The following is a 12,638-nucleotide window of genomic DNA, read 5'->3' as shown; positions in this document are numbered from 1 at the left end:
CCGATCATCTGCCCGCATCAAAACCTGAGCATAGCCTCGCCGGCGATCATGTGGATCGGCTTCGCCGGACCGGTCTCTTGCAGGAATCTTGCGGCAGAAAAGAGCGAGGCGGATGCGGAGAAGGAGAGTGTCGGATTGGCCTGCCAGATTACCGACGCTTCCAGCTGATTGCCGATGTGGCGCGCGCGGCTGCCGCTTGCACCCCGGATGAGTTGTCCTGGCACATCGTAGATCCCGTCGCCGCGGCTGGCGCGCCAATAGGCGATGCCGACGAGTTCCGCGGTCACCCCGCCTCCGAGATCGAAGTCTAGGCTGGGATGCAGGTTAATGATGTTGCGGGGGCCGATCGGAGAGAGTTCCCCGAAATACTTGCCCTTGGGGAACATCGCGTTGAACGTGTCAAGCGTATGGTCTTCGGGATTGCGGTCGCCACTGGCGATATTGGCGCGGAGGCGAAGGCGGGGGGCGAATTGGAGCTGTGGCCAGGCATAGCTGGTCTCGCTCGCGATCGACCAGGCGCGGATCGCCTCGCCCTCGAACCGGCCGCGCTGGATCATCGCCTCCCAGTTCCAAGCCAGAGCGCCACGGCGCCCCCATAGCCTGATGCCGAACGTGTCGCGTTGCTCCTGTCCGTTTAGGTCATGGAAGCGGGCGGCCTGATTGTCATAGCGCAGCCAGTACAGATCGGCATTGGCGCCTGCTGCCAAGGGCAGGGTGGCATAGACACCGTGCAGCGCCCGGGTCGAAGAACTCCGATCGTCGAAATCCCCGGGACCGACCGCCACCGGGCGAAAGTCGAACGCCTCGATCCGGGCGGAGCCGATGTCGAGCATGCCGCGCAACCCGTCAAAAGCCTGCGGCACATTGGGCCCATAGCGCAGCCCCACCAGGCGTTCGGAGCCCAATGCGACCAGTTCGCGTCCGCCGCGCAGCGTGACCGTCGCGCGGCTGCCGAGCGGCAGCCGGACGTCGGCAAAGGCCTGAAGGACGTCGATGCCGGTCGTGTCTGCCGGCCCGGCACCTGCGCCGACGCCATTGGCGCGCGCCGCTATCCCCTGGACGAACGCGCTCACCGGGCCGGCGTGGAGATCGGCCAGCGGCATGAAGCGCAGCCACAGATAGCCGTCATCGGGTGCAGGCGGCTGGCCCCAGAGATTGTCGCGAAACCCCTCAAACCGGGCGCGCGCTTCGGCACCCAGCGTTAGGCGAACATCGCCATCGGCATCGAGCGGACGGTCCTTCAACCGCTGCCACCAGTCGGCATTGCGGTGCGGCGCGTCGCGCAGGCTCGCCCAGTCCTCGTCGTAGCGCAGATTGGTCTGCGCCACCGTCGCATCGCCTCCGGACTGGGCCAGCGCCGCGCCCGGCAGCATCAGCAGCGCGGCAGCGGCGCAGCGGCGGATCATCGTGCGATCAGGTGGCGCACGACCGGCGCCACGCCGTCCAGCTGAAATGCCCCGACCTGATCCTGGCGGACGCGATCGGCGTTGGTGACGCGGTCATGCTGGCGCAGATGCTCGAGCCAGCTCTCGACGGTGAACGTCTCCAGCACCAGGCCCGGCTCGGCAACATCCTCGTAAAGGCCCCAATGGATCGCGCCGTCGCGCCTGCGGATGCGGCGCATGCCCTGCATCTGTTCGAAAAAGGCCGGGACCCGATCCGGAGCGATGCGATATTCGATCGTCACCATCACCGGGCCACGGTCGTGCTCGACGGTGCTTTCGGTGACCGGCGAGGGCCAGTGGAGTGAGGGCGCGAGATCGAGCTTCGCCATACCGTCGAGCGGATAGCGCCAGGCAAGCGCCAGCGTGGCCGTGACGAGCAACGCCGCCGCCAGCATCAGCGTCGCCGGCACGCCGACCTGGCTGGCGATCGTTCCCCACAGGGTGGATCCCGCGGTCATCGATCCCTGGAAGACCAGCAGATAGATCGCCAGCGCGCGCGCCTTGACCCAGCCCGGCGAACTCGACTGCGCGCCGCCGTTCAGCGATGCCATCATCGCGATCCAGGCAAAGCCGCCGGCGGCCAGGGCAGCGGCGGCGGTAACGAAGCTCCCCGCCAGCGCGAGGCCCGCCATCGCGGCGGCGAGGAGGATCGAAGCGACGACCGTCGTGCGGTTGGCCCCCAGCCGACCACGGAGCCGCGGCATCAGCAGCGCGCCGCAGATCGCGCCCAAGCCCATGACCGTCAGCAACCCGCCATAGCCTGCCGGCCCCAGGCCAAGGTCACGGCGGGCGATGATCGGCAGTAAGGCCCACAGGCCGCTGGCGAACAGGAAGAAGCCGACCGACCGGATCAGGACGATCTGAAGTTCCGGCGCACGCAATGCGTATCGAAGGCCGGCGCGCATCGCGCCGACGAAATGCTCGGCGGGCAAATGACGCTCCGCGGCGGTTCGCCGCCAGCGCCACAGCACGATGATCACGCCCGTCACCGACACCGCATTGAGCGCAAAGACCGCGGCGGTGCCGGAGGCGGCGATGATCAGCCCGCCCAGTGCCGGCCCGATCGCCCGGGCGATGTTGACGCCCAGGCTGTTCAGCGCGACCGCCTGTTGCAGCGCCGGGCCGCCGACCAGTTCGGGCACGATCGCCTGGAAGGTGGGAGCGGACAGTGCCGCGCCGACGGCGATCGCTGCGGTTATCGCCAGCAGCAGCCAGGCGTCGGTCAGTCCCGTCGCGGTGGTGAGCGCGAGGATCAGCGTCGCGATGAGCCCGAAGATCTGGGCCCCGATCAGCAGCCGTCGCCGATCGACGATATCGGCCAGCGCCCCCGCCGGCAGCGCCAGGACGAACATCGGCAGAGTGGTGGCCGCCTGGACGAGCGCCACCATCAGCGGGTCGGACGACAGCGAGGTCATCAGCCATCCGGCACCGACATCGTGCATCCACGTGCCGATATTGGAGACGACGGTGGCGATCCACAGCGCGCGGAAGACCGGGTTGGCCAGCGGCTTGTCGGACGTCACGGTCATGCGTCCCTCCGTCCGATGGCGGCGGCGAGCATCAGCCCGCCGATCAGCCCGACGTGCTCCAGGAAGGTGTTGCGCTCGTGGAACCGCAGCATGGGGTCGGCGACCTGCCAGAAGGGATGGGCGATCAGCGTCGCGAGCGCGGTGAACACGCCCAGCGCCCCGGCGCCGAGCCAGGCATGGCGCCCGTGGATCACCAGCAGCGATCCGCCGATCTGGACGAGGATGGTGAGCGCTGCGACCGCAGCCGCGGGCTCCAGCCCGAAATGGGCGGCTTCGCCGACTGCGCCGCGCCAGTCGGCGAGCTTCAGCAGCCCGCTCGACCAATAGGGCAGGGTGAGGACGGTCGCCGAAGCGAGGACGAAGCGGCGGTCGGCCAGCAGCCGGGCAAGGATGGAGCGGTCCATCTCAGATCGCCCAGCAGCCGCAGCCGAAGCTGCCCCAGAAGCTCTGGACATCGGCGACCGGCGCCGAGGCGACCAGCGCCGCGGCATGATCGTGGCCGTGCACTGCGCAGGCGCTGTGACAGCCACAGGCGGAGGCGAGCTTCTGCGCCGTCTCGGGCACGCGATGATAGCCGCCGAACGTCGCCACCGGCGACCAGTCGGGCATCGGCCTCGGCAGGGCGGGGGCGATGTCGGCATAATCGCCCTCGCCGTGCACCACAGTCCCGCCCAGCAGGGTCAGCACCGATCGAAGCTGTGCGATCTCGCTCTCCGCGACGCTGAAATAGTCGTCGGACAGCAGGGCGAGATCGGCAAGCTGCCCCTGCTTGATCTGGCCCTTCTTGCCGCTTTCGTTCGAGAACCAAGTGTTGCGCTCCGTCCAGAGGCGCAAGGCGGTCTCGCGATCCAGGCGGTTGCGCGCGAGATAGAGATTCAGCCCGCCCAGCGTGCGGCCGGTGACCAGCCAGGACAGCGAGACCCAAGGATTGTAGCTGGCGACGCGGGTCGCATCGGTGCCGGCACCCACCGGCAGTCCGGCGTCGAGCATCCGCCTGATCGGCGGGGTCGCCTCGGCTGCCTTGGCGCCGTAGCGCTCGACGAAATATTCGCCCTGGAACGCCATGCGGTGCTGCACCGCGATCCCGCCGCCCAGCACGGCGATGCGATCGATATTGCGTTCGCTGATCGTCTCCGCATGGTCGAAGAACCAGTTGAGCCCCTGCAGCGGGACGTCGCGATTGACCTTCTCGAATACATCGAGCGCGCGCGAGATCGTCTGGTCATAGGTCGCGTGCAGTCGCCAGGGCCAGCGGCGCTCGGCCAGCAGCCGGACGACGGGCTCCAGATCGCCTTCCATGCTCGGCGGCATGTCCGGTCGCTCGACACGGAAATCCTCGAAATCGGCCGCCGAGTAGACCAGCATCTCGCCCGCGCCATTGTGACGATAGGTGTCGTCACCGTCGCCGGGCTTCACCTGGGTCGACCAGGTCGCGAAGTCCTTCAGCTCTTCCTTCGGCTTCTGGGTGAACAGATTATAGGCGATGCGCAGCGTGAGCTGCCCGTCACCGTGCAGCTTCTCGATGATGCGATAATCGTCGGGGTAATTCTGAAAACCGCCACCGGCGTCGATCACACTCGTCACGCCCAGTCCATTGAGCTCGCGCATGAAGTGGCGGGTCGAGTTCAGCTGATAGTCTTCGGGCAGCTTGGGACCCTTGGCCAGCGTCGCATAGAGGATCGTCGCATTCGGCTGCGCCAGCAACAGGCCGGTCGGGTTTCCTGCGGTATCCCGCATGATCTCGCCGCCCGGCGGGTTGGGCGTGTCCTTGGTGTAGCCGACCGCGCGGAGCGCCGCGGCGTTGAGCAGCGCCCGGTCGTACAGGTGCAGGATGAAGACCGGCGTGTCGGGCGCGACCGCATTGATTTCGGCCAGAGTCGGCAGGCGCTTCTCTGCGAACTGATGCTCGGTGAAGCCGCCGACCACGCGCACCCATTGCGGCGGCGGGGTGTTGGCGACCTGTCGCTTCAGCATCGCCATCGCGTCGGCCAGCGTCGGGACCCCGTCCCAGCGCAGCTCCATGTTATAGTTCAGCCCGCCACGGATCACATGGATATGGCTGTCGATCAGGCCGGGGATCAGCCGGCGGCCGCGGGCGTCGATTCGCGTCGGACCGGGGCGAACCGCCGCACGCACCTCGGACTCCGGACCCACCGCCAGGAACTTTCCGCCCCGGATCGCGACGGCGTCCGCAACGGGATTGGCGCGGTCGAGCGTCGTCACCTTGGCGTTGACGATGATGAGGTCGGGTTCGGACATGGCGAAGGCCTCCGTGGCGGTCAGCAGGGCAGTGGTGGCGGCGCCGGCAAGCGCGCCGCGGCGGGTCAGGTCGATCATGGTCGGGGATCCTCGCGGGTGATGGCGATGGCCGAGAGCCGCTTGGCCAGCGGCAGGATCTGCTCACCGGCGAGCATGCCGGCGAGCCCGATCAGCGCGATCGTCGGCGGGGCGGGGGAGCGGACACCCATCAGGCTGTAGACGATGCCGACGATCAGCCCGGCCCCCAGGGAGAGGAGATAGGGTTTCATGGATGTCGCTCCCCCTCGATCGTCAGCCGCGGATGAAGGCGAGCAGATCGGCGTTCAGCGTGTCCGCATTCACCGTCAGCATGCCGTGCGAGAAGCCGGGATAGATCTTGGTCGTCGCATCCGGCAGCAACTCGGCCTGGAGCAGCGCGGCGTGCTTGTACGGCACCAGCTGATCGTCATCGCCCTGAAGCACCAGAGTCGGCACGGTCATCGCCTTGAGATCGTCGGTCTGGTCGGTCTCGGAGAACGCCTTGATGCCGAGATAATGAGCGAGCGTGCTGCCCATCATGCCCTGGCGCCACCAATTGTCGGCAACCGCCTGCTTCACCTCCGCGCCGGGACGGTTGAAGCCGTAGAAGGAGCCGTCCGCGACGTCGCGGAAGAACTGCGAGCGATTGGCGGCAAGCCCGGCGCGCAGGCCGTCGAAGACTGCCATCGGCAGACCGTCGGGATAGCGTTCGGTATCGAGCATGACCGGCGGAACCGATGCGACCAGCACCGCCTTGGCGACGCGGCCCTGCGGGATGCCATAGCGGGCGACGTAGGCGGCCACTTCGCCGCCGCCGGTCGAATGGCCGATATGGACCACGTTCTTCAGGTCGAGATGCTCGACCACCGCCGCCGCGTCGGAGGCATAGTGGTCCATGTCATGGCCGAAATCGACCTGGGCCGAGCGGCCATGGCCGCGGCGATCATGCGCGACCACGCGGAAGCCCTGGTTGAAGAAGAACAGCATCTGGCTGTCCCAATCGTCAGAAGAGAGCGGCCAGCCATGGTGGAACATGATCGGCTGGGCGTCCTTCGGGCCCCAGTCCTTGAAGAAGATCTCGGTGCCGTCCTGCGTGGTGATGGTGGTCATGGTCAGGTTCCTTTGTCGGTAGGTGTGGTACGGTGGGAACGGGGCGGACGGCGCGGCTGGTCGCCCGCCCGGGGCGTCAGCGGCCGCCTTCGGAGGCGCCGAACATCGTCTTGGCGTAGGTGACCCCCAGGCCGTAGGCGCCGCCCCATTTGCGGGCGATGCCGGTGGTCAGCTCATAGGTCTCGCCTCGCGCCCAATCGCGCTGGAGTTCGAGCAGATACTGGAGCGCGGTCATCGGCCGGGCACCGGCTTGGATCATGCGGGCGACGGCGCGCTCATGCGCTTCCTCGGAGATGTCGCCGCTGGCGTCGGTGATGACATAGGTCTCGAAACCCTGATCGATTGCCGACAGCACCGGCCCGACGATGCAGACCGAGGTCCACAGCCCGGCGAAGACGAGCCGCGAGCGGCCGATGCGGTTGATCTCGTCGATGACCGCCGAGTCTTCCCAGGTGTTCATCGACGTGCGGTCGAGCAGCGCCTGGCCGGGGAACGGGTCGGTGATCTCGGTGAACATCGGGCCGGAGAAGCTCTTCTCGGCGACCGTGGTCAGGACGGTGGGGACCGCGAAACCGGCGGCGGCATTGGCGATCAGTGCGGCGTTGTTGCGCAGCAGTTCGGCCGCGATCGACTTGGTCGCAAAGGCCATTTGCGACTGGAAATCGATCAGGACCAGCGCGTGGTCGTCGCCGGAGAGCAGGGTCTTGCCGGGCGTTGCAGTTGCGGTTGGCATCATGGGTTCCTTTCGGGTGTCGAATTTGGTGTGATGACTGGACGGATCGGTTCAGGCCGGGTCGGAGCGCGACAGCGCGATGATCGCGCCGACGCTCAGAAGCAGGATCGCCGCCGGCCATCCGGCCTCCCGTGCGGCGGCACACAGCAGGGGAAGGATGACCAGGCCGGCGATGCCTGCGACCAGCCTTGCGGTGGTGCGGCTGTCCGTCTGTGGCGACGGTGCGGCGGTCATTGGTGTCGACATGGATCATCTCCCCCGTTCTCGCCGGCCGCCTCGACGGCGATCGACAGGAGGATGATTAGACCCGGTCCGGCCGAGGCGGCCCACTGGCAGGGGGGGCGATCCGATCCCCCATTCGGGTGAGCGACGCGGCTCGCCATGCGCTATGCCGGTCGCTACCCGTAGGCCGGGATGAAGGGGGATTCGCGCGTGCGACGATGGCGGTGGCTGTTGCTCGGTCTGGCGATGCTGATGCCGGCGCGAGCGGTGACCGCGGGAATCGAGGGGTTCAAGCATAGCAGCTGGACGCCGGAGCAGGGCGCGCCGGGAAATGTGGTCGGGATCACCCAGTCGCGCGACGGCTATCTCTGGCTGGCCTCGGCGGAAGGCGTTTATCGCTTCGACGGATTGAGCTTCGAGCGGATCCCGCTGCCGCCCGACAGCCGGTTCGCTAACGCCATCCCGACCTCGATTTTCCATGATCGGACAGGCACCATCTGGGTCGGTTTCAACCAGAATGCCGGCGCCGCCATATATCGATCCGGACGGCTCGTCCCGGTGCCGATGCCGGATGCGCCGCCATCGATTCTGAAATTCGCCCAGACCCGCGACGGCGCCATCTGGACGTCATGGGGCGGGCAGGGCAATCGCCTGTTCCGATATCTCGAGGGCAAGTGGCAGCTGATGGACCCTGTGGTCGCGCTGCCCCCCGGCGAGATCGCATCCATGGCGACGACCGCCGACGACAGCCTGTGGGTATCGCTGGGCCAGAGCCGCGAAGTCGGGAGCCTGGCGCGCCTGCCCTGGGGCGCGAGCCGCTTCGTCACCGAACCGGACCGCGTCGGTTTCACGATGCTGGGGCGTGCACCGGACGATGCGCTGTGGATCTCCGATATTATCGGTACGCGGCGCATCCGTGACCGGCTCGGCAACGCGATTGCGGGGGGGCGTGACGTTGCGGCAGTACCGGGCGCTGCGGTTCCCTCATTGGCATTCGACCGTCGCGGAGGGATCTGGGGCACGACGCGCGGTGTCGGCCTGTTCCGGATCGATCCGGCAGCCGCAGCGCCGCTGGAGCGGCTGCAGGCCGGACGCCTGCTGACCTCCGACGCGACGATCGAGACCTTTGTCGACCGCGAAGGCAGCGTCTGGGTCGCAACCGATGCGGGACTCGATCGCTACCGACCCGTCGCGATCGCGCGCCTCCCGCTGATCCCGACCGACGTGCAGGATGGGTTGAAGATGGCGGCCGCGGCCGACGGCACCGTGTTTGTTGCGGCGGCGCACCGCCTCTATGCCATCGCGCCGGGTGCGCCGGGGCGGGTCGTTCGCGATGGGGTCGGTCGGGTCGGTGCCCTGTGTCCGGCCACTGGAGGCGGGGTTTGGGCGGTCCATGCCGGGCGGGTGACGCGCTATGGCGGGGGTGAGGGTATCGGTTATTCCCTGCCGCGCGACCGGATGACGCCTACGAGCTGCGCGGAGGATCGCGACGGCAGGCTTTGGCTGGACGGCGAGGGTGCGATCTGGACCGGCAGGCGAGGAGCCTGGCGGCGGGTTCCGGCTGCGCTCGCCGGCGGCGTGCTGGATATCGTTCCGGATCCGAACGGAGCCGGTGTGCTCGTCAATAACGGCGCGGCCGAGCTGCTTCGCCTGACTCCGGACACACAGAGCCACATTTCCGCCAGGCAACTGGGTATCGGCCCCGTCTCGACGCTCTGGCCGTCGCAAGCGGGGGTCTATGCCAGCGGTGCTGGCGGCATTGCGCGAATTCAAGGTGAAAAGGTCCAGCGGATCGGGACTGCGGCCAATCCTTCGCTGAGCGGCGTACGCGGCATGGCGCGGGGAAATGATGGTGCGGCCTGGTTCCTCGCCCGGCTCGGGATCGTGCGGATTGAGGCGCAAGACCTGGAGCGGGGCTTTGCCAGTCCGGGTGCGGGAATCGCGCATCGTAGCTTCGATGCGCACGACGGATACGAGACGCGTGGGCAGGCGATCAGCTTTCGCGGCGCGCAGGTCGCAGCGGTTGGCGACGGCCGGGTGATCGTCGCGACGCGCGCCGGGCCGCTGGTGGTCGACCCGTCGCTGCTGGAGGCGAATGCGCTGCCGCCGCCGATCCACATCCGCAGCCTGTCGGTGGGGGGCACGCGCTGGCGAGACCCGTCGGGTCTGATGGTGCTGCCGAAGGGGACGCACACCGTCCAGATCGGCTTCGCGGTCAACAGTCTTGCCGTGCCCAGCCGCAACGCCGCCTATTTCCGGCTCGAAGGGCAGGCGGGCGAGTGGACCGCCGCGGGCAGCCGCCGGGAGGCGACCTATACCAACCTCTCGCCCGGGCGGTACGTCTTCCACGTCATCGGCGTAAATGCCGACGGCGCCTGGAACCGCGAAGGGCAGACGCTGGTATTCGAGATTCCGGCGACCTTCTTGCAAAGCTGGAAGTTCAAGTTGATCTGCCTGGCCGCGGCGCTGGGGCTGCTATGGCTTGCCTATCGCATCCGCGTCCGTGTGCTTGCGCGCCAGATCCGCTCGCGCCTGCTCGACCGGCTGCGTGAGCGCGAGAGCGTGGCGCGCGATATTCACGATACGCTGCTCCAGTCGATCCAGGCGCTGATGTTGCGGTTCCAGTTCGCCATCGACGGCCTGCCCGACGATCATCAGGCGCGGCCCGATCTCGATGATGCGATGGATCGCGCGGATGTGGTGCTCGCGGAGGGCCGGGATCGCCTGCGCGACCTTCGCCGGACCGAAGGTAGCGACGATCCCGAGGCTGCGCTGCGCGAGATCGCCCGGCGCCAGCTTGCCGGCACCGCGATCACTGCGGCGGTACGCTCGATCGGCACCGCGCGCCCGATCGACGTCGTGGCTTGGGATGAACTGGCCAGCATCGCCTCGGAAGTGCTGTTCAATGTCGCGCGGCACGCCCATGCTTCGGATGTGAGTGTGGAGCTTCAATATCGGCCGGGTGGGCTGATGCTGCGTGTCGTCGATGACGGAATCGGCATCCCCGCCGAGATCGCCCGGGAAGGCCGCCGCGGCCATTATGGCATACCGGGCATGCGCGAGCGGGTGGCGCGGTTCGGAGGCACTTTCGCAATCGAGCGCAGGCGCGAGGGCGGAACCGAGGTCACCGTGACAGCGCCCGCCGCGATGGTGTATCGCGCGGGCAGACGCGAAGACAGCTAGGGCCGGCAATGGCGCTTTCCACAGACAGGGCCGGTTCGCCCGCAGGCGCCCCGCCGATCCGGGTACTGGTGGTCGACGACCACCCGATGATGCGCGAGGGCATTTGCGCCGCGCTGACACGGCATGCGGACGTCGCGGTCATCGGCGAGGCGAATGACGGGCACGAGGCACTGGCGATGTTCCGCGATCTGCGCCCCGATGTCGTGCTGATGGACGTCCAGATGCCGGGACTGGGCGGCATCGAGGCGCTGGAGGCGATCCGCGGCGAGCAGCCCGATGCGGCGGTGCTGATCCTGACCACCTATCCCGGCGATGCCCAGGCGCATCGCGCGATCCAGGCGGGTGCTGCCGGCTATCTGCTGAAATCCTGTCTGCGCAAGGAACTGATCGATACGGTCCGCGCGGTTCATGCGCGGCGTCGCGTGATCTCCGCCGACGTCGCCCAGCAACTGGCGTTGCACGCGCCGCAGGACCGATTGAGCGAACGCGAGATCGATGTGCTGCGCCTCGTCGCCGAGGGCCATCCCAACAAGCAGATCGCCTGGCAACTCTCGCTGTCGATCGAGACGGTGAAATCGCATCTCAAATCGGTGTTCGAAAAGCTGGGCGTCGATGATCGGACCCATGCGGTGACGATCGCGGTGAGGCGTGGCTATCTGAGCTGATGTGATCGCAGCCCGTACTGACCGCGGTCCGATGTGCGGTTCGAGCGTAGCGTCCCTCCAGCAGGTTAGCGCGGAACGCGCTCGACTCGGCCCGATCGTGACGCCATGGCATCAATTGATCGCTCGGGGCGCTCGTGCAGGCGCGAAGTCGCTTGACCGCATTCTGCTGCTTGCGCACCCGACGGTTCCACCCATCGTGTGGAGCTCGCGGGGGTGCGGGCCGCTACCGATGCCAACAGATTGATGTGAATGCGGTTTCTGCGTAGCTTTTCGGGCGGGTCCCATGATCTTGCCATCGACCTCGGAACGGTAAACACGGTCGTGTATCTGCGCGGCAGCGGGATCGTCCTCAACGAACCGTCCGTCGTCGCGATGGAAACGGTCAGCGGTATCCCCAAGGTGCGCGCGATCGGCGCGGAGGCCAAGCTGATGCTCGGCAAGACGCCCGGCAACGTCCAGACCATCCGCCCGATGCGGGACGGCGTGATCGCCGATCTCGAAATGGCCGAGCAGATGCTCAAATATTTCATCGAGAAGGCGCGGGGCGGAAAGCGCCGGCTGGCGCGCGGCCCCGACATCGCGATCAGCATTCCCAGCAGCGCGACCCAGGTCGAGCGCCGCGCGATCCAGAAGGCGGCGACCAATGCCGGGGCGCGCAACGTCAGCCTGATCGAGGAATCGATGGCCGCTGCCATCGGCGCCGGGCTGCCGGTGACCGAACCGCTGGGCGCGATGGTCGTCGATATCGGCGGCGGCACCACTGAGGTCGCGATCCTGTCGCTGCGCGGTCTCGCCTATAGCGCGTCGATTCGCGTCGGCGGCGACCGGATGGACGAGGCGATCGCCTCGGGCATCCGTCGCCGGCACAATCTGATGGTCGGCGACGCGACGTCGGAGCGGATCAAGGTCGAGATCGGCACGGCGCTCGCCCCGGACGATGGCGTCGGAACATCGGTCGCCGTGCGCGGCCGCGACCTGCTCAAGGGCATGCCCGCCGAGGTGGAGGTCAGCCAGGGCGAGATCGCCAATTTCCTGTCGGACCTGACGGCACAGATCGTCGAGGCGGTGCTGCAGGCGCTCGAAAAGGCCGAGCCGGAGCTGGCGGCCGACATTCACGACCAGGGCATCGTGATGACTGGCGGCGGAAGTCTGTTGTCGAATCTCGACGTCGTACTTTCCAACGCGACCGGCCTGCCCGTTACAGTGGCGGACAACGCCCTGATGTGCGTCGCGACCGGTGCCGGCCTGGCGCTGGAAGACCCGAATTATCGCGGCGTGATGTACAGCTTCTGACCTACCGGTCCGGCAGCATTGCAGAATTGAAGGGTGGTGATCGAGCCGTCATTGTTGCAAGTCGCGACGGCTGGTCGAAAAGGAAAAATCGGTGATCGGCCGGTCGAAGAAAATTGCGCTCGTTTCTATTCTGGTGGTCGTCGCTGCGACGATGGCGACCTTCGCGGTCTTGCGATCAGAC

The 12,638-nt window shown here is 67.4% G+C and carries 11 protein-coding genes; 3 read left to right on the top strand and 8 right to left on the bottom strand.

Going from position 1 to position 12,638, the window contains the following annotated elements; translation table 11 throughout:
• Nucleotides 1–17: 17 nt before the first annotated feature.
• From ACZ1H8_RS01650 to ACZ1H8_RS01615, 8 genes are all read right to left on the bottom strand, one after another.
• Nucleotides 18–1,406 (bottom strand): alginate export family protein, encoded by a 1,389-nt coding sequence (locus tag ACZ1H8_RS01650; protein WP_465179665.1) that lies wholly within the window; start codon nucleotides 1,404–1,406, stop codon nucleotides 18–20.
• Nucleotides 1,403–2,974: an MFS transporter gene (locus ACZ1H8_RS01645; RefSeq protein ID WP_465179664.1), complete on the bottom strand. Its 1,572-nt coding sequence runs from the start codon at nucleotides 2,972–2,974 to the stop codon at nucleotides 1,403–1,405. Before ACZ1H8_RS01645 ends, ACZ1H8_RS01650 begins: the two co-directional genes overlap by 4 nt.
• Nucleotides 2,971–3,378, bottom strand: coding sequence for a DoxX family protein (locus ACZ1H8_RS01640; RefSeq protein WP_465179663.1), 408 nt, complete (start codon nucleotides 3,376–3,378; stop codon nucleotides 2,971–2,973). Before ACZ1H8_RS01640 ends, ACZ1H8_RS01645 begins: the two co-directional genes overlap by 4 nt.
• A gap of 1 nt (nucleotide 3,379) precedes the next feature.
• Nucleotides 3,380–5,311 carry an amidohydrolase gene (locus ACZ1H8_RS01635; RefSeq protein WP_465179662.1) on the bottom strand — a complete coding sequence of 644 codons (1,932 nt, stop codon included), beginning with the start codon at nucleotides 5,309–5,311 and terminating at the stop codon, nucleotides 3,380–3,382.
• Nucleotides 5,308–5,502 (bottom strand): DUF1427 family protein, encoded by a 195-nt coding sequence (locus ACZ1H8_RS01630; RefSeq protein WP_465179661.1) that lies wholly within the window; start codon nucleotides 5,500–5,502, stop codon nucleotides 5,308–5,310. Before ACZ1H8_RS01630 ends, ACZ1H8_RS01635 begins: the two co-directional genes overlap by 4 nt.
• 22 nt (nucleotides 5,503–5,524) lie before the next feature.
• Complete coding sequence (locus ACZ1H8_RS01625) at nucleotides 5,525–6,361, bottom strand: alpha/beta fold hydrolase (RefSeq protein WP_465179660.1); 837 nt, start codon at nucleotides 6,359–6,361, stop codon at nucleotides 5,525–5,527.
• Between the two features lie 76 nt (nucleotides 6,362–6,437).
• Nucleotides 6,438–7,097 carry an isochorismatase family protein gene (locus ACZ1H8_RS01620; protein ID WP_465179659.1) on the bottom strand — a complete coding sequence of 220 codons (660 nt, stop codon included), beginning with the start codon at nucleotides 7,095–7,097 and terminating at the stop codon, nucleotides 6,438–6,440.
• 48 nt (nucleotides 7,098–7,145) lie between these two features.
• Complete coding sequence (locus ACZ1H8_RS01615; protein WP_465179658.1) at nucleotides 7,146–7,340, bottom strand: hypothetical protein; 195 nt, start codon at nucleotides 7,338–7,340, stop codon at nucleotides 7,146–7,148.
• A gap of 186 nt (nucleotides 7,341–7,526) precedes the next feature.
• On the opposite strand from ACZ1H8_RS01615, the gene ACZ1H8_RS01610 reads away from it, so the two are divergent.
• The 3 genes from ACZ1H8_RS01610 (at nucleotide 7,527) to ACZ1H8_RS01600 (ending at nucleotide 12,457) form a co-directional block, all read left to right on the top strand.
• On the top strand, nucleotides 7,527–10,499 hold the full coding sequence (locus tag ACZ1H8_RS01610; protein ID WP_465179657.1) for a sensor histidine kinase: 2,973 nt from the start codon (nucleotides 7,527–7,529) through the stop codon (nucleotides 10,497–10,499).
• An 8-nt stretch (nucleotides 10,500–10,507) separates the two neighbouring features.
• Nucleotides 10,508–11,164, top strand: coding sequence for a response regulator (locus tag ACZ1H8_RS01605; RefSeq protein WP_465179656.1), 657 nt, complete (start codon nucleotides 10,508–10,510; stop codon nucleotides 11,162–11,164).
• Nucleotides 11,165–11,413: 249 nt separating this feature from the next.
• Nucleotides 11,414–12,457 carry a rod shape-determining protein gene (locus ACZ1H8_RS01600; RefSeq protein WP_465179655.1) on the top strand — a complete coding sequence of 348 codons (1,044 nt, stop codon included), beginning with the start codon at nucleotides 11,414–11,416 and terminating at the stop codon, nucleotides 12,455–12,457.
• Nucleotides 12,458–12,638 lie beyond the last annotated feature (181 nt).

Source organism: Sphingomonas sp. BL-S-25 (assembly GCF_055521555.1).
This window is presented reverse-complemented; position numbering and strand designations above follow the sequence as displayed.